This window comes from Paenibacillus sedimenti, from assembly GCF_014534655.1.
GTDB lineage: Bacteria > Bacillota > Bacilli > Paenibacillales > NBRC-103111 > Paenibacillus_E > Paenibacillus_E sedimenti.
This window is the reverse complement of the sequence record NZ_JACVVD010000002.1, coordinates 642,922-664,329: the sequence shown is the minus strand read 5'-3', so window position 1 is coordinate 664,329 and position 21,408 is coordinate 642,922. Positions and strand designations below refer to the sequence as shown.

At 47.5% G+C, this 21,408-nt stretch carries 19 protein-coding genes and 1 riboswitch; of the genes, 5 read left to right on the top strand and 14 right to left on the bottom strand.

The window, feature by feature from the left end:
• Window positions 1–11 precede the first annotated feature (11 nt).
• The 7 genes from nirB to ICC18_RS07650 form a co-directional block, all read right to left on the bottom strand.
• The gene (gene nirB / locus ICC18_RS07680; protein WP_188173769.1) at window positions 12–2,444 is read right to left on the bottom strand and encodes a nitrite reductase large subunit NirB; all 2,433 of its coding nucleotides are present in this window, start codon (window positions 2,442–2,444) and stop codon (window positions 12–14) included.
• A gap of 452 nt (window positions 2,445–2,896) precedes the next feature.
• Window positions 2,897–3,535 (bottom strand): DUF2306 domain-containing protein, encoded by a 639-nt coding sequence (locus ICC18_RS07675; protein ID WP_188173768.1) that lies wholly within the window; start codon window positions 3,533–3,535, stop codon window positions 2,897–2,899.
• 944 nt (window positions 3,536–4,479) lie between these two features.
• Window positions 4,480–5,667 (bottom strand): acetyl-CoA C-acetyltransferase, encoded by a 1,188-nt coding sequence (locus ICC18_RS07670; RefSeq protein WP_188173767.1) that lies wholly within the window; start codon window positions 5,665–5,667, stop codon window positions 4,480–4,482.
• Between the two features lie 3 nt (window positions 5,668–5,670).
• The gene (locus ICC18_RS07665) at window positions 5,671–6,324 is read right to left on the bottom strand and encodes a CoA transferase subunit B (RefSeq protein ID WP_188173766.1); all 654 of its coding nucleotides are present in this window, start codon (window positions 6,322–6,324) and stop codon (window positions 5,671–5,673) included.
• Window positions 6,321–7,031: a CoA transferase subunit A gene (locus ICC18_RS07660; protein ID WP_188173765.1), complete on the bottom strand. Its 711-nt coding sequence runs from the start codon at window positions 7,029–7,031 to the stop codon at window positions 6,321–6,323. The genes ICC18_RS07665 and ICC18_RS07660 overlap by 4 nt, the downstream gene beginning before the upstream one ends.
• A gap of 177 nt (window positions 7,032–7,208) precedes the next feature.
• Complete coding sequence (locus ICC18_RS07655) at window positions 7,209–7,994, bottom strand: 3-hydroxybutyrate dehydrogenase (protein ID WP_188173764.1); 786 nt, start codon at window positions 7,992–7,994, stop codon at window positions 7,209–7,211.
• A gap of 24 nt (window positions 7,995–8,018) precedes the next feature.
• Window positions 8,019–9,401 (bottom strand): GntP family permease, encoded by a 1,383-nt coding sequence (locus ICC18_RS07650; protein ID WP_223192383.1) that lies wholly within the window; start codon window positions 9,399–9,401, stop codon window positions 8,019–8,021.
• Between the two features lie 144 nt (window positions 9,402–9,545).
• On the opposite strand from ICC18_RS07650, the gene ICC18_RS07645 reads away from it, so the two are divergent.
• The 4 genes from ICC18_RS07645 (at window position 9,546) to queF (ending at window position 15,504) form a co-directional block, all read left to right on the top strand.
• Window positions 9,546–10,430 (top strand): LysR family transcriptional regulator, encoded by an 885-nt coding sequence (locus tag ICC18_RS07645; protein ID WP_188173763.1) that lies wholly within the window; start codon window positions 9,546–9,548, stop codon window positions 10,428–10,430.
• 35 nt (window positions 10,431–10,465) lie between these two features.
• The gene (locus tag ICC18_RS07640; protein WP_376745611.1) at window positions 10,466–11,722 is read left to right on the top strand and encodes an MFS transporter; all 1,257 of its coding nucleotides are present in this window, start codon (window positions 10,466–10,468) and stop codon (window positions 11,720–11,722) included.
• Between the two features lie 402 nt (window positions 11,723–12,124).
• Window positions 12,125–14,785, top strand: coding sequence for a phosphoenolpyruvate synthase (locus tag ICC18_RS07635; protein ID WP_188173762.1), 2,661 nt, complete (start codon window positions 12,125–12,127; stop codon window positions 14,783–14,785).
• Between the two features lie 95 nt (window positions 14,786–14,880).
• Window positions 14,881–14,924: riboswitch (PreQ1 riboswitch) on the top strand.
• Between the two features lie 79 nt (window positions 14,925–15,003).
• Window positions 15,004–15,504: a preQ(1) synthase gene (queF, locus tag ICC18_RS07630; protein WP_188173761.1), complete on the top strand. Its 501-nt coding sequence runs from the start codon at window positions 15,004–15,006 to the stop codon at window positions 15,502–15,504.
• Window positions 15,505–15,563: 59 nt separating this feature from the next.
• On the opposite strand, the gene ICC18_RS07625 is transcribed toward queF, so the two are convergent.
• The 6 genes from ICC18_RS07625 to ICC18_RS07600 all read right to left on the bottom strand — a co-directional run bounded on the left by ICC18_RS07625 (window position 15,564) and on the right by ICC18_RS07600 (window position 19,160).
• A complete protein-coding gene (locus tag ICC18_RS07625) occupies window positions 15,564–15,998 on the bottom strand; it encodes an ABA4-like family protein (RefSeq protein ID WP_188173760.1) in 435 nt (144 codons plus the stop codon).
• A 33-nt stretch (window positions 15,999–16,031) separates the two neighbouring features.
• Window positions 16,032–16,919 (bottom strand): hypothetical protein, encoded by an 888-nt coding sequence (locus ICC18_RS07620; protein ID WP_188173759.1) that lies wholly within the window; start codon window positions 16,917–16,919, stop codon window positions 16,032–16,034.
• Between the two features lie 143 nt (window positions 16,920–17,062).
• Complete coding sequence (locus tag ICC18_RS07615) at window positions 17,063–17,575, bottom strand: TetR/AcrR family transcriptional regulator (protein ID WP_188173758.1); 513 nt, start codon at window positions 17,573–17,575, stop codon at window positions 17,063–17,065.
• A gap of 150 nt (window positions 17,576–17,725) precedes the next feature.
• Entirely contained in the window at window positions 17,726–18,055 is a 330-nt protein-coding gene (locus tag ICC18_RS07610; RefSeq protein ID WP_188173757.1) for a spore coat protein, read from the bottom strand.
• Window positions 18,056–18,079: 24 nt separating this feature from the next.
• Window positions 18,080–18,310, bottom strand: a complete 231-nt coding sequence (locus ICC18_RS07605) for a hypothetical protein (RefSeq protein WP_188173756.1) — start codon at window positions 18,308–18,310, stop codon at window positions 18,080–18,082.
• Between the two features lie 142 nt (window positions 18,311–18,452).
• Window positions 18,453–19,160 carry a DNA alkylation repair protein gene (locus tag ICC18_RS07600; RefSeq protein ID WP_188173755.1) on the bottom strand — a complete coding sequence of 236 codons (708 nt, stop codon included), beginning with the start codon at window positions 19,158–19,160 and terminating at the stop codon, window positions 18,453–18,455.
• A 189-nt stretch (window positions 19,161–19,349) separates the two neighbouring features.
• Between ICC18_RS07600 and ICC18_RS07595 the strand changes: the two genes are divergently transcribed.
• On the top strand, window positions 19,350–19,508 hold the full coding sequence (locus tag ICC18_RS07595; RefSeq protein WP_188173754.1) for a hypothetical protein: 159 nt from the start codon (window positions 19,350–19,352) through the stop codon (window positions 19,506–19,508).
• 57 nt (window positions 19,509–19,565) lie between these two features.
• On the opposite strand, the gene ICC18_RS07590 is transcribed toward ICC18_RS07595, so the two are convergent.
• Window positions 19,566–21,305 carry a methyl-accepting chemotaxis protein gene (locus ICC18_RS07590; protein WP_188173753.1) on the bottom strand — a complete coding sequence of 580 codons (1,740 nt, stop codon included), beginning with the start codon at window positions 21,303–21,305 and terminating at the stop codon, window positions 19,566–19,568.
• Window positions 21,306–21,408: the final 103 nt, after the last annotated feature.

The window sequence follows — 21,408 nt, the reverse complement described above, 5'->3', positions numbered from 1 at the left end:
ACTCATCCCCTCTATTTCAAAATCGACTCTGCCGATTGCTCTTCCATCGGTACGAACGTTTTGTTAAGCTCTTGCTTTTCAATAATTTCTTTCCACGGATCTTTCATCAGACCCAGCGTCTTCTCAATGCGGGACACGAGCTCGATCCGGTCTTCTTTGCTTTCCAGCGCAGCCTTGATCGTATCCAAACCGATACGCTCCAACCATTCGGAGGTCCGTTCGTTATACTTGCCTGTTTCCCGGTAATATTGCAGGTAAGCACCTGACCATTCCAGCACTTCTTCTTCCGTTTTCACTTTGCAGAGCAAATCAGTTCCGCGAAGTTTAGTCCCTCCGTTGCCGCCGACATGAAGCTCCCAACCCCCGTCGATCGCGACAACGCCAAAGTCTTTAATCGTCGCTTCCGCACAGTTGCGTGGGCAGCCCGAGACGGCCATTTTCACTTTTGCAGGCGTGTATAGCCGTTCGAACTTCTTCTCAAGCTGAATGCCCATACCGATGGCATCTTGCGTTCCGAAGCGGCAAAACGTAGAGCCAACGCATGTTTTCACCGTACGCAGCGACTTGCCGTACGCGTAGCCTGAAGGCATATCCAGATCCGCCCACATGCCGGGCAGGTCTTCCTTCTTCACACCGAGCAAGTCGATCCGCTGTCCGCCTGTCACTTTCACAAGCGGCACTTCGTACTTTTCCGCGATTTCTGCAATTTTCTTCAAGTCTTTCGGAGTCGTTACGCCGCCGTACATTCTCGGAACAACCGAGTACGTGCCGTCTTTCTGGATGTTCGCATGATTTCGTTCGTTTACAAAACGGGACTCTCTCTCGTCCTCATGCTCTTCCGGCCATACCATGCCAAGATAATAATTGAGCGCGGGACGACACTTGGAGCAGCCTTCCGTGTTGGACCATTCGAGCACGTTCATGACTTCTTTAGATGTCGTTAATCTCATACCGCGGATCGCTTCAACCACTTCATCACGTCCAAGCGTCGTACAACCGCAGATGCCTTCTTTAACGGTTTTCACTCCGTCTGCTCCGAGTACATAAGTAAGCACATCTGCAACTAGCGGTTTACAGCCTCCGCAAGAAGCGGAAGCTTTGGTGCATGCTTTGATATCATTAACGCTCGAACAGCCTTTCTCCTGGATAGCCCCCACGATCGCACCTTTGGATACGCCGTTGCAGCCGCACACGATCTCGTCGTCGCTCATCGCTGCCACCAGGTCTGCCCCGGATTTTGCTTTGCCCCCGCCTTCGCCAAGAAGCACTGTCTTTTCTTTGCCCGTTACATCTTCGCCGTTGCGAATCATGGCGAAAAGGCGGGATCCGTCGCTGATGTCACCGAACAATACGGCGCCTATCACTTTGCCGTCTCTAATGACGACTTTTTTATAAATCCCTTCAAAATCATCCTGTACGCGAACCGCGCGAGTATCCGGCTTATCCGCATATTCACCTGCCGAAAATACATCCACACCCGATACTTTCAGCTTGGTTGACACTACGGAACCTTGATAGCCTGCGGTCTCTGCACCGGCTAGCCGCTTGGCTAGTACTGCACCCTGCTCATACAGAGGAGCAACCAGACCGTAGGCTACTCCGCGATGTTCGGCGCATTCGCCGATGGCGTAAATATTAGGCAAGTTCGTTTCGAGGAAGTCATTGACGACGATGCCCCGATTGATCTCGATGCCGCTGTTTTTCGCCAGCGCAATGTTAGGACGAATTCCTACGGCCATGACAATAAGGTCGGCTTCGACTTCCGTACCGTCGGTAAAACGGAGACCCGATACGCGTTTTTTACCGAGAATCGATTCGCTGTTCTTCTTAAGCAGGAATTTCATGCCTTGCCGTTCTAATTCTTGCTGCAGCAGCAAGGATGCCGTTCTGTCAAGCTGGAGATTCATCAAGTATTCGTTAATATGAACGACCGATACTTCCATGTTCAGGTTCAGCAAGCCGCGCGCCGCTTCCAGTCCGAGCAAACCGCCGCCGATGACGACGGCTTTCTTGTACTTTTTCGCAGCTTCGATCATTGTCTCGCAATCTTTTATATCCCGGAAGGCAATAACGCCTTCTTTATCCGCGCCAGGCAGCGGAAGCATGAAAGGCAGCGACCCTGCAGCGACGATCAGTTCATCGTACGGAACGCTGACCCCTTTATCCGTGCTGACAAGCTTGCGTTCCGTATCGATTTTGTTAACCGTATGCCCTGTGTGCAGCGTGATGTGATTTTCTTCATACCAGGACCAATCATTGATCACAATATCCTTCATATCGGCATCGCCGGCCAAAACCGACGATAGCAGGATGCGATTATAATTCGGGTGCGGTTCGCTTCCGAAGATCGTAATTTCGAAGCGGTTCGGTGCTAGCTTAAGCAATTGCTCGATACAGCTGACTCCAGCCATTCCGTTTCCTACCAAAACAATTTTTTTCTTCATGATGATTCACGCTCCTGCGAAGGAAATATGTAACATGATGTGTCAAGTTAAAACCTAAAACCTTAAATCAAGTTGCTCGTTCAGATCAATAACGTTAAATTATCTAACATACGAATATTTATTAATAATGTAACTCAGGAACTTGTATTTTTCAACAAAAATTTGTGATATTGCTTAGCTATCTCAACAATGTGCGGTCAATTAACCGAACTTTAATAAGTTTTATAAAATTTTTGTTCGTTTTTTTGGGAGAATATGCAACCATATCATGGAAAAAACGAACATTAGGTCCAATAGAGCACTTCATGAAAGCGATTTTATGTCATGTTTATTGACACAATGAACCTTTGAATAGTAATTTTTTCGGAAGAAAAAAGGCAACCCCAATGGGTTGCCATAAAAGTTTTGCCGCTTTCCACACTAAAAATAAATTGGATTTGACGTTAAGTTTATCATTTTTGAGTTTTACTTGATTTAAGAATCATCCACTCAATAATAATGAAATTAAGAATTATACCCGCCCAAATGTTAACATTCAGAACTTCTTCAATCATCTTTTCTCTCCCTCCTGGAAGGGAAAATACATTTAATGTGTAGTAGGCAAAAAGTAAAACCGGAACCAATACTCTTCCGCTTACCGCCACCAATGTCATTCCAAAACTTCGAATCATCCATTTCTTATGCTCGTCAAACCTTTTTCTAACTGCAGTACGATACCCTTTCCAGGTCGTAAACAGCCATATTAGAGATAATGCAAGAAAGGAAATGGCTTTTGAGAAGTCTTCAATATAGAAAATAACGACCAAAGCAAGCAACCCGCTAATAAAAACACTGCATACATAAATCCTTCCAAGATATCGGTGAATAATAGGTTTATGGATTCGAATGCGATCAATAAATTGAAAAAATCCTGATACCAAAGCAATAAAAGCAAAAAGGATATGGCCTACAAGTACAGGATATTGGATCGAGGTCGAGGTAATCGGCACACGGCTCATAGATGGATCGAATGTTAAATAAGGAGCCATAAATGGAATTATAACTCCAAGAGAAACAATGATTAAGAGCCACCTGCTTTTAGATAACTTCATGGACATCATCCTTTTCGGTCTGAAGTTCGAAATTACAAATATCGTAGCGAGAACGCTTCCCCAATTAACTATAGTTGATATATCTAAATGGACTCTAAACTAAATCTAAAAAAAGTATAAAACAATTTATAAGCGATTATTTAATTTTTGGCTTTGTTATTCTTCATTGTTGATTTCTAACCATGAGATAAACCACTCAAATGATTAGCGATCAATTCGAAACTATCGTTACCCCATATATGTACTCGAAAAATCATACAGATTTATCCTTCAAACGGTAATTTCCATAGTTATACACGAAAAATCATACACAAAAGCATTAAATTGAAGCGAAGAGCCCGATTTTCTATGAAATTTCATACAGAATCGTTGTTTCTGTGATTACTGAACATTCGCAGTTCCGCTCTTTTTTAAGGCCCGTTACTTAAATAAAGAAAATCAACAAAAAAGTTTAACAGAGCCTAATTTTTAAATCCGCATGGCGTTATTTCGGCAGCAGGTGTGGCAGCGAAATGGGCTAAAAACTCCCGGATGCCCGCCTGGCACCTAAGCAATCGACTTCTGAGCATCGCTATTTTCCAATTCACAACCTGTATTTCCTACATGTGTTTCCGCCGCCCCCCATTTTTAGCCCACCACCTGCATTTCCTGCATGTCATTTCCTCATTTCACCCCGATTTCAAGCTATATTGCTCGAATAACCTGCATGTTTTACAGGACGACTGCCGGCTAATGGGCATAACCTACAAATAACATGCACATTTTATATCTGAACCGGCTACATTGGCCTCCAAACCAATTCATAACTTATAATGATGAATACTTTTCATCAGTGAGGATCTCTAGCACGCAATTTAGTTCCCCCAAATAAATAAAAAAGATCGTTCGAATCCCCTGAACGGGTTTCAAACGATCTTTTTCCAAAAATAATATAGCGAAATGCGCTATGCTCTTTCCACCAGTATGGCGACGCCTTGGCCGCCGCCGATGCACAGTGCGGCCAGACCAAGCTTGCTGTTACGCTTCTCCAGCTCGTGGAGCAGCGTGACGATCACGCGAGCGCCGCTGGCGCCAATCGGATGGCCGAGGGCGATCGCGCCGCCGTTGACGTTGATGCGATCCCGGGCAGCGCCCAGATCGCGGCTCACAGCGAGGGACTGCGCAGCAAAGGCCTCGTTCAGCTCGAACAAGTCGATATCGTGGATGGATACTCCCGTCTTCCGGAGTATCCGCAGCGTCGATTCGACGGGGCCCAGACCCATCACCGATGGGTCCAGCGCAGAATGCGCGTAGCCCTTGATACGGGCGAGCGGCTTCAGCCCCAGCGCGCTCGCCTTAGCCGCAGACATGACGACGAGCGCAGCGGCGCCGTCGTTAATGCCCGAGGCGTTGCCCGCCGTCACGGTGCCGTCTTTGAGGAAAGCTGGGCGAAGCTTCGCCAGCGTGTCCGCGGTTGTGCCAGCGCGCGGGAACTCATCGGTCGCGAAGCGGACCGGTTCGCCCTTGCGCTGCGGGATCATGACCGGGACGATTTCGTCCGCGAAGCGTCCCGTGGTAAGAGCTTGCTCTGCTTTCTGCTGGCTCCAGGCAGCGAAAGCGTCCTGCTCTTCGCGGGTGAGCGCATAGCGCTCTGCGATGTTTTCGGCGGTGATGCCCATGTGAATGTCGCACATGGCGCACCATAAACCGTCGCGGATCATGGAGTCGACCATGGCCGCATCGCCCATGCGCAACCCGCTGCGGGCGCCGGGCAGCAGGTACGGCGCCTGGCTCATGTTCTCCATGCCGCCTGCGACGACGATGTCCGCATCGCCGAGTCTAACGGCCTGTGCGGCGAGCATGACGGATTTAAGACCGGATCCGCACACTTTATTAATCGTCATTGCGGGAACGGATGCCGAGAATCCGGCCTTCAACCAAGCCTGCCGGGCCGGATTTTGACCGAGTCCGGCTTGGAGGACATTGCCCATGATCACTTCATCTACTTGCGTATCCTCGAGTCCTCCGGCCCTGCTTAGCGCTTCTCGGATCACGATACTGCCCAGCTCCGGCGCGGATATATCCGATAAAGCACCTTGAAAACTACCAATCGCCGTACGAACGGCGCTTACAATTACGACTTCCTGATTCATAATTTACTCCTCTCTCTGCTTTTCGGCACTCCATAGAAACTCAGCCTCCGTTTTCGCCCGAACCTCGTCTATCGTTACCCCAGGCTGCAGCTCGGCAAGCTCCATGCCCCGATCCGTAAAATCAAAAACAGCCAAATCCGTAATCAGCCGGTTCACTACCGATTTCCCCGTGAGAGGAAGCGTGCAGCTCTTTTTCACCTTGGATTCGCCTTGTTTATTCACGTGCTCCATAATGACCACGATCCGTTTGGCACCGCTGACCAGATCCATGGCGCCGCCCATGCCTTTAACCATTTTTCCGGGAATCATCCAGTTCGCGAGATCTCCATTCTCAGCAACCTCCATCCCGCCAAGAATGGCAAGGTCGATATGTCCGCCTCGAATCATCGCAAAAGATTCAGCGCTATCAAAAAACGACGCGCCGCTAACCGCTGTAACCGTTTCTTTGCCTGCGTTGATCAAATCCGGATCTTCCTCGCCTTCGAACGGATAAGGACCTATGCCAAGAAGTCCGTTCTCAGACTGCAGCATGACCGTCATGTCTTTGGGTATAACATTTGCGACCAGCGTCGGCATGCCGATTCCCAGATTGACGTACATGCCGTCCTTAATTTCCTGCACGGCCCGCCTAACAATTGTGCTGCGCTCATCACTCATCTGGATCCTGCCTCCTTAGCCGTCACTGTTCGGCGCTCGATCCGCTTCTCGTAAGCTCCGCCATGTACGACGCGCTGTACGTAAATACCCGGCAAATGGATTTCATCCGGATTCAGCCCGCCTGCTTCAACGATTTCCTCCGCCTCCACAATCGTCACTTTCCCGGCCGTTGCGGCTAACGGGTTAAAGTTCCTTGAAGTTTTGCGGAAGACGAGGTTGCCCATCGTATCCGCTTTCCAGGCTTTGACTAAGGCAAAATCGCCGACAATGCCACGTTCCAATATATAAGTTCGTCCATCGAACGTCTGGTGCTCTTTGCCCTCCGCGACTAGCGTGCCGACACCGGTGGCTGTGTAGAAGCCCGGAATCCCAGCACCGCCGGCGCGAATGCGCTCGGCTAGTGTCCCTTGCGGAACAAGCTCGACTTCCAGCTCGCCGCTCAGGAACTGTTTTTCGAACGTTTTGTTCTCTCCAACGTAAGACGAAATCATTTTCTTAATTTGTTTGTTGGCCAGCAGCAGCCCCAGTCCCCAATCATCGACACCGCAGTTGTTGCTAACCACCGTCAACTCTCTTGTTCCCTGTTCTTTCAGCACCGCTATCAAATGCTCCGGAATCCCGCAGAGCCCGAAGCCTCCAACAATAAGAGTAGCGCCGTCGTGAATATCCCGTATGGCTTCCCTCATAGATGAAACCAGCTTGTTCATACCCCATTCTCCTCTCCTCCAAATAAGGTTGTTTAAAAAGTCCACTTTGCCCACATCAGACGACAGTCTGATTGGCGAATAAACCTGCCTCAAAACGCGGTCGCTCATCTTCGAAATCGGTTCTGAAAGCGAACTTTTATACTCATACTGATCCTCTCTCTATCCCAAAAAAACTCATTATTGCGCCGTGTATCCGCCATCAATTAACAAAGAAGCTCCCGTTACGCCTCGCAGCTTGTCGCTGGCGATCAGCATCGCAAAGTCCGCGATCTCTTCCACCGAGAGCAACCGTTTTTGCGGCACTAGCGGGTAGATGACTTCTTCCAGCACGCTTTCAAGCGGGACGTTCCGCGTTTTCGCCAAATCCTCCAGCTGTCCTCTTACAAGAGGTGTATCTACATAACCCGGGCAAAGCGCATTCACGGTAATGCCGTGGGCAGCACCTTCCAGAGCGGCAACCTTGGTCAACCCGATCAGGCCATGCTTGGCGCTGTTGTAGGCGGCTTTTCCGGCAAAACCGATCACACCGTTGATCGAAGCCATATTAATAATGCGGCCAAAGCCTTGGCGCTTCATGATCGGGAAGGCATGTTTAATGCCGATAAATGCGCCGGTCACCATCACCTTGAGCATGAATTCAAATTTCTCCACGGGGAAATCCTCAATCGGAGCCACATGCTGCAAGCCGGCATTATTGACCAAAATATCGAGCCTTCCATTCGTTTGCCGGGCCTTCGCAATCGCTCCGGCCACCTGCTCCTCTTGCGTCACATCGCAGCGAATGCCCATCGCGTTATAACCATCCTGCTTTAATTGCTCCGCCGCCGACTCCGCCTGCTCTCCGCGAACATCGGAAATGACGACCGAAGCGCCTTCCCGTGCAAAATTACGGGCGATTTCCAGACCGATGCCGCTTGCCGCTCCCGTCACCAAGGCGACTCTTTTATCCAAAAACATTGTCATAGCAATTGCCCCTTCCTAAACTTATTAAAATAACGAGAGCACTACAGCAAGTAAAAATACCGCCAACGTCTTAATTACGGTAATCGCGAAAATATCTTTGTACGATTGCCTGTGCGTCAAGCCTGTGATGGCTAACAGCGTAATGACCGCTCCGTTATGAGGCAGTGTATCCATACCGCCGGATGCCATGGACGCAATCCGATGCAGTAATTCGGGGCTGATGCCAGCCGCTTGCGCTGATGCCAGATATTGCTTGCCCATCACTTCAAGCGCAATGGATAACCCGCCTGAAGCTGAGCCTGTAACGCCGGCAAGAATATTAACGGAAATAGCCTCGGATATTAGGGGATGAGAGCTTAATCCCAAAATCCAGTTCTGGATCAATTTGAAACCTGGCAGCGTTTTCACGACATTCCCGAAACCAACCTCGGATGCGGTATTGAAAATCGCCAGCAAAGCACCCATTGCTGCAGCGGTCAAGCCGGCCGCCAGCTGGTTATGAACACGGCGAACATTAATGCAAATCGCAGCCAGAATACCGATAACAAGCGCGATAATCAAGGCCCAGGTCGATGAAACGGTTTTGACATTGGCAATGTTAAAAGTTTTCAGCAGCTCTGCACTGTACCAATTGTTTACGGTCAGGAAGCCACGGCTAAGCAAGTAGTTGAACACCAGCACAAGCAGCAGAGGAACGATGGCCAGCCAGATGTTCGGATACTTTTGATCCGTCAGCACTTCCGGCTCGTTCTTATGCCCTGTGCCGTAGCCTTCTCCGGCCAGTTCGGCCTGCTTGCGGCGGCGTTCCAGCCAATAGAGGCCTGCCGCAAACACGAGTACGCCACCAATAATACCTACCACCGGCGCTGCGTATGCATCTGTTCCGAAATACGGAGTAGGAATTATGTTCTGCACCTGCGGCGTTCCTGGAAGCGCATCCATAGTAAAGGTAAAAGCACCGAGCGCAATCGTTCCGGGGATTAATCGTTTCGGCACGTTCGCTTCACGGAAAATGGCGCTGGCAAAAGGGTAGACGGCAAACGCAACTACGAACAGCGAAACGCCACCGTAAGTAAGCACGCCGCAAGCCAAAATGACAGACAAAATAGCACGTTTGGAGCCCAAGCCTTTGACAATCGTCTGAGCAATTGAGGACGCGGCCCCGTTAAGTTCCATGACCTTACCGAATATGGCCCCTAGCAGGAAGATGGGGAAATAGGTTTTTACATAGTTAGCTGCATTCACCATGTACGTTTCCGTGTAGCTTGGCATCAGGGCCAAGCCTGAAATCAATACGGCTAGCAGGGTAAAAATCGGGGCAAACACAATGACCGGGTAACCCCTGTAAGCAAAAAACATGAGCAATCCTAAAGCCAAAAGAATCGCCACAACTTGAATGAACACCATCTGTTCACTGCTCCTCTTTGTCGATAAATATAAAACGCTTACATTCGTTCTTAGTATTCAGTTTACATCGACCCTGACCAGAGGTAAAATTCATAGATAGAATCATTACCATGCAAATTATCTATGGGTCGGAGTTGATCCCTGATGGATTTAAGGCAATTATCGTATCTGCTGGAAATCGCTAAGCAGCAAAATTTTACGAAAGCCGCAGAAAACCTGCATCTAACCCAACCTACTTTAAGTAAAATGGTCAAAGGCCTCGAGGAGGAGCTCGGCGTCACTTTATTCGACCGAACCGGCAAATATGTGAAGCTGACAGACGCCGGGATCGCTGCGGTTGAACAAATTCAAATCATTATGCAATCTGTTCAGAACTTATATACTGCGATAGAAGATGCTTCCAACCTGAAAACCGGCACGATCAAAATCGGGCTGCCGCCCGTCATTAGCTCTGTCTTTTTCCCGCGTGTCATTGCGAAGTTTCAGAAGCTGTACCCGAATATATACTTTCAGATCGTGGAGGAGGGCGCCAAAAAAGTAGAAGGACTAGTCCTCGACGGGAGTCTGGAAATGGGAGTCGTCGTGTCACCGGTCGATGCTGAAGCATTTGAAATTCTTCCGTTCTTGAATCAAAAGCTGGCGCTCGTTCTGCACCGTGAGCATCCGCTGGCACAGCAGCCTTCCGTTCCCTTGCAGAAGCTGAGAAACGAACCTTTCATTTTGTTCCCGAACAGCTATGCGGTCAGGAATCACGTCATACGCGCTTGTCGGAGCATCGGCTTCGATCCGGATGTTGTGTACGAAAGCTCACAGTGGGATTTGCTTGCAGAAATGGTAGCCGCGAATTTGGGCATATCCATCATGCCGGAAGCGATTTGCAGCAAGATCGTGAATCCGGACTGCACAACGGTAGAGCTAACCGATCCCTCCATCCCTTGGGAGTTAGTCGTCATCAGCCATAAAGTTAAATACCAGTCCTACGCGATGCGGGAATTCAAGTCATTTATCAGCGGGCTTACGGCTGAATAAGCGAAAGTCACAACTTGTAATGGAGGACTTTTCAGGTGAATGCAAATCAGCAAGCTTCATCTATCGTATCAGGCAAGAACTACTACCTGCTATTGGTTATCGTTTTTACCGGATTTCTGATATTCGGTTTTTCTGAAAATATTAAAGGGCCAGCCATTCCGCGCATACAGACCGATTTTGCCTTGGATGAATGGCAAATTGGCTCGTTGCTCTCCCTAAACTCTCTCGGTTATTTGCTCGCATGCAGCTTCACAGGGGTAATGGCCCGTAAATATGGCCTGAAGCTGACGAGCTTGATCGCTTTCGGCTTCATGGTTGTTTCCGGCATTCTCATTGCCTTATCTCAGCACTTTTTTTCCTTCGCTTCTTCTTACTTTTTCATGTACATCGGCAACGGCATGCTTGAGATCGCGTTAGCCATACTGGGGGCGCGTATTTTTGTTAGAAATACAGGCATGATGATGAATTTAGCTCACTTTTTTTATGGTCTGAGCTCTATCGTCGCACCAGTCATTGCATCCAGCTTAATGGGTGCTGCCCTTTTTGGAACTGAATTAGGTTGGCGCGGGATGTATCTGCTTATGCTGTCGTTAGCTGCACTCCCCATGATACCAGCCCTTGTTACCCGATTTCCAGGCGATGATGTTGCTGTAGAGCATCAAATTACATTAAAAGCCTATGCCCGTGATCCCGTAGCCTGGTTCATGGTCGTCATTCTGTCCTTTGGCGTCGTATCCGAACTATCCATCGGAAGCTGGCTCGTCAATTTTCTGGAAAAAGCCTATCAATGGGAAATGACTTCCGCAGCCGGCATGCTTTCTTTATTCTTCCTTTGTTTTACACTGGCAAGACTTGTGCTAGGTCCGCTTACAGATAAAATAGGCTTCGTGGTATCACTCATCGTACTTTCGGCGTTTTCCGGCATTTGTTCGCTGGCAGCTATTGCTGTCGGTCCTTCCGGTGCATTCCTCTTTGCACTCGCTGGAGTCGGTATCGCACCGATTTATCCGACCGTCATGGCCTTTTTGGCCAAACGTTACCCTAATGGAAGCGATACGGCCATTACCTTCACCGTTACCTTGATGGGAATCGCCAGCGTTATCGGCAATTTTCTGGTAGGAGCCATCACGGATGGATTCAAGCTCATGTTCTCGGATGCCGCTCATCCGAATGAGGGGTTGATCAAGGGGCTTCAAGCCGGGTATGTGTTCATCGGGGGTTGTGCGCTTCTGTGCTCGATTGTGAGCTTTATGCTGTATCGTTGGCTGAGGAAGCGTGACGAGGTATTATAGTGTGTAAAGAACAAGAGTCGCAAATAGAGAACCAAATGACGCAATAATGTAAGGAATCAACAAAATAGCCTTCGAACGACCAAAAGTCTATAAATAACGAACAATGTTCGCTGTTCATAGACCTTTGGTCTTTATGCTTATTTTACATACTATTATTACAATAACAGCGTCTTGAAGTTCCTTGATTATAGACTTTGTTCGTTAAGGTACAGCCCTCACAGCTCCTGCTGTTCCATTTGGCTCTGAATCAGTCAAATTCTAAGTATTTCTGATCTGCCCCAATCCGATCCCTTATTTATAATAAAAGAGATCTTAATCCATGTAAAAGATGAAGTTATGAGGATTGGACCCTTGTTTTTGATGGATATTGAAAAATTTCTGCCTGTGGAGGAATCATTGATTATGGAGAAATATGTTCTGAACTTCAATGAAATCGATAAATCCCATTTGCCTTACGTGGGTGGAAAAGGTGCAAATCTCGGTGAAATGACGAAAGCCGGTTTACCGGTTCCTCAAGGATTCTGTGTGTCGACTTATGCTTACCGTACGTTTATACAAACAAGTACAGAGATGGACGAGTTTTTCGATCAGCTTGGTCGGATCAGCCATGATGATTTGGAGCAAATTCGGATATGGGGACAGCGGATTCGGGAGCATCTGACCTCTATTTCTATGCCTGACGATATTAAATCAGCTATTTCAAATGCATGGGAACAATCAGTTACAAGAAAAGCTTATGCAGTTCGCTCCAGTGCAACGGCCGAGGACTTGCCGACTGCCTCATTCGCAGGACAGCAGGATACGTATTTGAATGTCTGTGGGCTGGAGCAGCTTCTCAAATCCGTACAAAATTGCTGGGCTTCATTGTTCACCGACCGTGGAATCTCCTATCGTACGAAAAACGGATATGAGCACCGTACCGTTTTTCTTTCTGTTGTGGTTCAAGAGATGGTTTTCCCTGAAGTTTCCGGAATTATGTTTACGGCAGATCCCATCACGGGTCACCGTAAAACCGTTTCCATAGATGCAAGCTTCGGATTGGGTGAAGCCCTCGTATCAGGCTTGGTCACTGCGGATTTGTACCAAGTCAGGTCAGGCAGAATCATTAAAAAACAAATTTCGAAGAAGGAGATTGCAATCTATGCTGTTCCTGCCGGAGGGACTATTACTAAGAATCTCCCTTTAGCCGAACAAGAAATACAGGCTTTACCTGATGATAAAATTGTCGAGCTGGAAAAATTAGGTCAGAAAATCGAGGCCCATTATGGTTCAGAGCAAGACATTGAATGGGGATATGCCGAAGGGAAGTTTTATGTTCTGCAGAGTCGGCCCATTACATCCTTATATCCGGTGCCGCCTGTTACAGATCATAAATTGCATGTATACATTAATTTTGGCTATATCCAAATGATGACCGATCCGATGAAGCCTTTGGCCATATCGCTTGTAAGTAACGTTCTCAATATAATAAGGAAAGACCCTGCTTCTTCGGAACAACAGATATTTCACGATGCAGGCGGAAGGGCGTTTGCCGATTTTACAGGAGTCCTTTCCGTAGAACCCGCTCGAAACAGAATACTTACCGTATTAAAAGGGATGGATGAATTAATGGCATCCGCTTTATCTGAAGTAACGAAGCGTGAAGAATTTCGTCATACTTCCTTACCGAAGAAGGAAATATTACGGGTTATTAAGAGATTGGCACCGGTCATCCTTCCAACCGCTATGAAGGTTGTCAACAACTTGTTAGTGAAAGACCCTACAAAGGCTAAAAATAATGCAGAAGCCCTTATTGAGCATATTATGAAGGAAAACGAGCAGGATATATTTGCCGCGTCAGGGGCGGACCGGATTCGCCTGATTCAGCAAGGCATGGGAAATATGATATCCAGCGTGCTGTCTAAGATTGCCGTATACCTCGTCACAGGAGTTCTCGCGGCTGGATCTCTCGAGAAGAAGCTGAAGAAAAAGGTTGGCGATGAGCGAGCTGCTTTCTTATTAAGCCAATTGTACAAATCCCTGCCTGGCAATGTCACAACTGAAATCGGTCAGGAGATAGGCGACCTTGCCGATAAGATCAGAAATTACCCTGAGGTTATCGATTATTTACAAAAAGCAACGAACAGCCGTTTTTATGAAGACCTGATTGAACTTCCCGGCGGAGCCGAGTTTAAACGTGAAATAGAACGCTTCTTGAAAAAATACGGCATGCGATGTGTCGGTGAAATCGATATTACGAAACCGAGATGGAGAGAGGAACCTACACAGCTTGTACCTTCCATAATCAGCAATATCCGGACATCGTCTTTTGGGGAACACAGGAAGAAATTCAAACAAGGTGAAATGGAGGCAGAACTGGCGGCGAAAGAGATTGTTTCGATGTTTGGTTCTATGGAGAAAGGCAGGATCTCCCGGTTAGTCAAGCAGTATCGTAATCTGATGGGTATGCGAGAGCATCACAAATTTACGCTGGTTATCCTTCTGGATATATACAAACGCGGTATTATGGAAGAAGCGCGCATTCTTGTCGGAAAAGGTATACTGAGGCGTGAAGAGGATGTATTTTATTTGAATCTGGAAGAACTTATCGCATTGTTAGAGAACCGATATTCAGTAAATATTCAAGAAACCGTGGAAGCAAGAGAAAAGCAGCATGAGCTATATCACAAACTGAAATCTCCCCGCGTAATGACCAGTGAAGGAGAGATCATTACCGGCAAACTGCGTGATGTTCAAGCACCGGAAGGAGCTCTCTTGGGGACACCGGTTTCTGCGGGGGTTATAGAAGGAATTGCGAGGGTCGTTCTCAAACCGGAGGATGCCAAGCTGAATCCCGGAGAAATTCTAGTCGCGCCCTATACGGATCCCGGATGGACTCCGCTATTTACCTCGGTAGTTGGACTCATTACGGAAGTCGGCGGCATGATGACACACGGTTCGGTGATTGCCCGTGAATATGGCATTCCAGCTGTTGTTGGAATTGAAAAAGCTACGGAACTGATTAAAGACGGCGCTTATATCCGGGTTGATGGAACCAATGGGTTCGTGCAAATACTGCCATAGACTCCCAATATTCATTTGCGTGCATTTTTCACTCGATTATGATACAGTTTCAAGAGAAAACTAAAGAAGACAAATCTAGAAGCATAATCATGCTGCTAGGAGAGGTTCGCAAACTCCCTCGTTAAAAAACTAAGGAAAACGTACCACAGGTGTCGTTTTTTTCGTATTTTTTAGTTTGAATGTCTTCTTTTCGTTCAGAAAAGAAAGGGGATATACCCATGTCAGCAGGCAGAAGCCGTGAAGATTTGAAAGATATTACGTTGCTCGGCAATCAAGGAACCAAGTACATTTTCAGCTATGATCCAAAGTTGTTGGAAGCATTCGACAACAAGCATCCGAACCGCGATTATTTCGTCAAGTTCAACTTTCCGGAATTTACCAGTCTTTGTCCGATTACAGGGCAGCCGGATTTTGCAACACTCTACATCTCCTACATCCCGAACATTAAAATGGTGGAGAGCAAATCGCTCAAGCTGTACTTGTTCAGCTTCCGGAATCATGGAGATTTCCATGAAGACTGCATGAATATCATTATGAATGATTTGATCGATCTGATGGACCCGCGCTACATCGAGGTTTGGGGAAAATTCACGCCACGTGGCGGTATTTCCATTGATCCATACTGCAACTACGGCAAGCCTGGAACGAAGTACGAGGCGATGGCCGAGCATCGATTGTTAAACCATGATTTGTATCCGGAAAAAATCGATAACCGATAAATAGATTGTAAAAGCAACAGGCTGCCGCGGCAGCCTGTTTGTCTTTTTACAATGATGATTTACCTAACTTTCGCCCGTTTCCGTATCGCTCGCAGTGCAAGATAACACAAGAACCCGAATGGACCGAACATAAGAATAAGAAATAAGAGGATTGACTGCACCGGAAGCGGAACATACCGATGTTCCATATTATCCCGATAGACGTAATGGCCGACCGCCTGATCGAAGCAGAGAATATGCAGCCAGACGAGCAAGGCGAAGTCCGGGTTAGACATCAGCCGGATGACACCTTCCACCGAACCGAAATCCTGCATAAAGCCAAAGCCCATGCTTCCGATCGCCGCGACGATCCCGACAGCGTACAGTACAGCAAGATAGATAGGAAAAATGGCCGAATTCGCCAGAAACCGTGTGACCCTCCATGATGGAAGCAGCATCATAAGCAACCAGAACGGCGTAGCAATACTAGCGAGGGCAAACAATTTTTCATACATATTGAAGGTCCTCCTCTCCAGGCAAAATTAGTTTTAAAGGGGATTCGGTGTTTCTGACACCTTCGTCGACCTTAAGAGTTCAAGACCGGCGATAACAAAAGCGGCTAGCCAGACGATCAAGGCGGCTCCGGCAAGGAGAGGCAGTGGCGTCCATTCAAAAACGGTGCGTCCAAGGGCGGTTTGCAGGCCAACCAGAAGTATTGAGATCGACCAAACGATGCTACCGGTATGGATCATGCGTCTCGCACGCTGCACGTCCGAACGTGCCCTCTCAAGCAGCCACCCGAGGAATGGTAATGCCTGCAACGCATGAAATCCTAAACCGTGAAGGACGATCAAATTACCTGCCGCTCCTGTATAGCGGCCTTGCTCCACAATCATCCACAGACCTGCGGCGAAAGCAACCATGGTCGAAACAAACGCATAGCGGATACCGAGTACAACAAGCGGTCGTTCGTGCGGGCGTTTTCGGCGAAAGAACGGGATGGCGAACAGTGCGGTCACTACAATGATCAACAGCGAATCGATACCGAATAAAATGCCCGCTACATTGTCGATGATAGATCCTGCACGTGAAAAACGAGGATTAAAACCTCGAAAGTGCTGTATGGTTTCGATCCCATAAGCATACAAGGTAGCCGGTATGAAAAACCAGCGAATACTTTTTCGTTTGCTGGAGCTTAGTCCAGATATCGGTAATATCGCCGCTATGGACAAAATGAACATCGCAATGGCAGCATTGAACGAAAACGCTCGCTCCACGTCACCTTCCGGCAAAATGACCGATCCATACAAGCTGATGTACAGGGCGATGCCTGCGGCAAGTGCAAAGCCAATAAGACTGAGAATGACAAGCAGTTTTTCTCCAGCGAACAACTTCATCTCCGTTGCCTCGGCTGTTTTGTTAATCGTTTTCTTCATCCAATGATCATTCCTTTCTGATTTTCTTTCCATTCGGGAAATGATTTATTTATTAATAAATAAATTATTGAGGGAATAAAAAGGCAGTATCATTGCTGCCTTTTTATTGCTTATGCTGCTGGGTCATTTTGGTGAACTAGGTTTCATTGATCTTTAAAGCAAAGCAATTCAGGCAAATCCAACACTTCCGATACCGTGATCAGGTAGCCCATGCCATAAAATTGACTGGCTGCCTCTTCAGCGTTCGGAATCCCGGCTTTTTCAAATTTCGCAATAATGGATTTATGAATGATCCGGTGTTTCTCTCTGACATGCTCTCGAATCACGGGCTCGGAAATAGCGTGCGATTGCATGACCAGCATAATTTCATCCCGATGAGCGTACATGATTTGCATGAACGCGTGCCCCATCGTTTTCGTCAATTGATCGGCAGGAGCTTCAACCTGGGAAAAGGTTTCGTAAATCCGGCTGACTGCCCGGTCGATGACAGCGTTGAAGAGCTCTTCCTTATTTTTAAAAAAGTGAAACACATAGGGCTGTGTAACTCCAGCCGCTTTGGCCACTAGTGCCGTTGTTGCCTTATAATACCCCAACTCCGCGAATATCCCTACGGCTTTGTCCATGATTTGTTCTTTGCGATCTTCGCGGACGACCATAACTACCACCTTTCTTTATTTATCGATAAATAAATAATATGCAAGTATGGAGCAAAAGTCAAGGGTATCATGCGCAAGGTAGTACAAAAAAGCGAAATCAAGAGCACAGAGGGTGCTCATTGATCTCGCTTTTTATTAGAATCTAACCAATCATTGAAAGGTCGGAAACTGCGTTTGATAGCTGGTGAATTGCGTTTTCACCTGCTGGATCTCCTGTTGATCCGCAACTTTCATCTTGTACCAGCCTTTCTGGAACATCTGGTCGAAAATTTGATATTGGCTGTTGTGCGTATCGCTGAGTATGCTTTGAACTGTTGCGTGGAGCTTGGGATTCTGCATTTCCAGGAGTCCAGTATTATAACTGGCAGACAAATACTTTTCATGCGTCAAAATTTCATTGATAAAATCACGGTCATTCATTTCAGGACCTTTGACCTGCGGCAGCTGTCCCGATTGGGGCATGGCTAATTCAACCGTCATATTGATAACCTCCTTTGAATCCAATTAATGAAGATGCGTTAGCAGCGAGTTATAGTGATTCAGGTGCTTTTGCCCGGTTTGCCTGATGAGGGTTTGAATTTGCGGATCGGTGCAACGATTGGCCGTATCATTGCATTTTTTCATCGCCATCAGTTCCCAAGACAAAAAATCCTTCAAATAATGAAGCTCTTTATCCGTAAGCACATTGCGGTCCGAGGTTGTCTGGGACTGGTTACCTTGTGATTGCTGATTCATGCATGTCTTCCTCTCTTTCTGTTCAAAGGTTTGCTCACACCATCTACTATTTCTTCGCATCTGCTGTTTTATGCAAAAAAGCTATCACATTCACAGCCGCCGTCGACCGATCCTGCAATAGCTATATCCTTTCCCGCGATCCTTAACAAATGCAAGTTTTCTTCTTTGTTCCTCGCTTGCCCGCAGCTTCTACTTTGTTAATGTAATCGACAGCTAAAGGAACTTGGCAAGCCGTCTGACCAACATCTACAGTAACAGTCCCAATCTCGCGAGCTACGCTCATAGCCTCATCATGCAGAGGCTCACAGCTGCTTCCGACCACGATCACAAAGCTGTTCATTACATAGCGTACACGATTTCTTTCGGTATGAATGGTCGTTCTAATTCGCTTTAAGAGGCGCCCTATCTCGGCAAAATCCAAATGCTCGTCCGGCGTCATGCTTACATAGTTGGCATAAGCGCTCCACCCGCATGCAGCGATCATTTCTTCCGGTGATTCGATCCATTCTCCGGCCAGCTCGAGGGCGCTGCAGCTTTCCGCCGTGACTCCTGCAACGGTATATTCAGCCTGCATATGCCAATACGCTTTTTGAACCCATTTTTGAAGCCGTTCTTTCGTCATCGTTTTCGGATTGACCGAAAGTCCAGCCAGATACATCGCATCATGATTGCCGGAATCATAGAGCGCTAAGGCAAGCTCTTGATCTTTTTTGACGAATTTGACCAGCTTCTTAAGATCGCCGACTTTCACTCCGAACAAAGGCTCCTTAGCGCCATGCCGAAGAAATGTTTTCTTCGTTTGCTCAGTCCCCAGCTCTTCCAGCCTGACCATCACTTCTTCATATGTCATAGGTTCATCTGCTCCTGCTAAAGTTCAGTTTTGTCAATTATACCATGAGGATAATGACATTAGTGTAAGGGTCAACAACAATAAACATTCCACTCGTCCAAATTTACCACCCGGGTAAATATTGCATAAAAATTTTATTTTGCGCAAACCTATACGTTGTTGTTATTTTTAGGAAGGAGGTGCTTAGGCATGACCAATCAAAATAATCAGGCATCCAAGGCGGATGTCCAGACGACTGACTTAAATAAGTTACCGGTTCCAGGCCAAAACGATACGGAGTTTTCCGCAGAGGAAGCAGCAGAGGTATTCCAAGAAAATCAATCCTCCGCCAGCACTGCAGAAAAATAATAGGCTAAGCAAAACAAACGAAAGCCCGATTCCACTTGGATCGGGCTTTGTTAATAGTTAAAGTTTGAACTTTCCAACTGCCGTGTGCAATTGTTCGGCAATGCCGTTCAGCTTGCCAGCGGATTGCGTGATGTCGTTCAGCGAAGTAAGCTGATGCTCAGCGGTTTCGGCCACATGCTGCGCATAGGTGGACGAATTTCTAGCGTGAGCGCTCGTCTCCGCGACGGATGCTGACACTTCTTCCGAAGTGGCGGCCATCTCTTGAGCTGCTGCTGCAACCTCTTGAATGCGGACCGCCACTTTCTCGGAAGCCAGAAAAATGCGATGGAATGACGCCTCAGCGGTATGTACCATCTCTTTACCCGAATCCACCTCCTGCAGACATTCGTGCATCGTCTGGACGGCAACCCCGGTATTGCTGAGCATCTGCCCGATCAGCTCCGTAATTTGATTCGCAAATTGAGCGGACTGCTCCGAAAGCTTGCGCACTTCCCCGGCAACGACCGTAAAGCCTTTGCCCGCTTCGCCGGCACGCGCCGCTTCAATCGCCGCATTCAAAGCAAGCAGATTCGTTTGCTTCGCTATGCCGCCCATCAGGCCAATCATATTGTCGATTTGCTGGGAATAACTCTCCAAGTTTTGAATAACACTATTCGCCCTTCCGACCGTTTCGCTCATGCCGTTCATGCTCGTAATGAGCGCCTGCAAATCTTGCTCGCCCTGCTTCGCTTCACGAAAAGCTTCCATTGAAATATCCGATACTTCGGACGAAGCCTCGGCGATTCGCCCAACTCCCATCGACATTTCCGTCATGGCCGTATGGGTGTCTTCGTAATTCTGCACTTGTATTTCAGCTCCGCTCGCTACTTGCTGCATGACCTCAACCACTTGATTGGAAGCCTGTGACGTTTGCTCCGAATGGGCTAGCAGCTCTTTCGATGAATCCGCCACTAAGGAAGAGGCATCCCGAATTTGATGCAAAATATCTCTGACATTCGTCTTCATCCGGTTTAACGACCCGACCAGCTCGCCGATCTCGTCCTTATTTCTCACTTTCACATCGCGTTCAGTCAAGCTGCCGAGAGACACAGCCTGAAGGGCTTGGGAGACAAGCCGTACCGGTTTAGAAATGTTGTAGGTTATTAGGAACGCCAATGCCAGACCGACAAGAACAGCGATACCAAGCACGTAGAGCATGTTCGTTTGTCCGGTTCGATAAATGACCGAGCTGTTTTCGGACGCTGCAGCCGCACCTTCATGCTTGATTTGCACAAGAACGTCCAAATATTTCTTTAAATTCACAAATACTTTATTCGAATCATTCAAAAGGGCCTGAACCTCTTTATCCCTATTGCCGGAGCCTTTACTAAGATTGACTTCTTTACTAAGCTGCACGAATTTCTCATGAAAGCCCTTGTATGTATTCCATTGGTTGCTGAACGCTTCAAAGTTCCGCTTTTCTTGCTCATCCGTGAGCGATTCCCCGAACTGTTTGAGCCGCTCGTCCACATTGTTAATCCCTGCTAGCGCTTGAGTCACCGTAGTTTGAAGCTGCGCCTGATCCGTCAGGATAAACAGCTGCATGTCCAGCGAGTGCACATTTTCAGTCAAATAGCTGATCACATTGACAGCTTCAACACCTGGCATCCACTGCTTGCTGATTTCTTCGCTTTTGTTCTGAATCAACTTCATGTTGGTCAGACTCATCCAACCTACAACAGCGGTGAGCAGCAGAACAATGATAAAACAAAAAAACAACTTCTTACCTACTGTCATTCGCGGCAGTCGTACACGCATGAAATTCCTCTCCTCTATCTCTTTACTTTTGTTCAAATATCTCTCTATCTAAATAGTACAATAGATTCGTAAAATGTATATAAAAATAACCCCTATTTTTCGA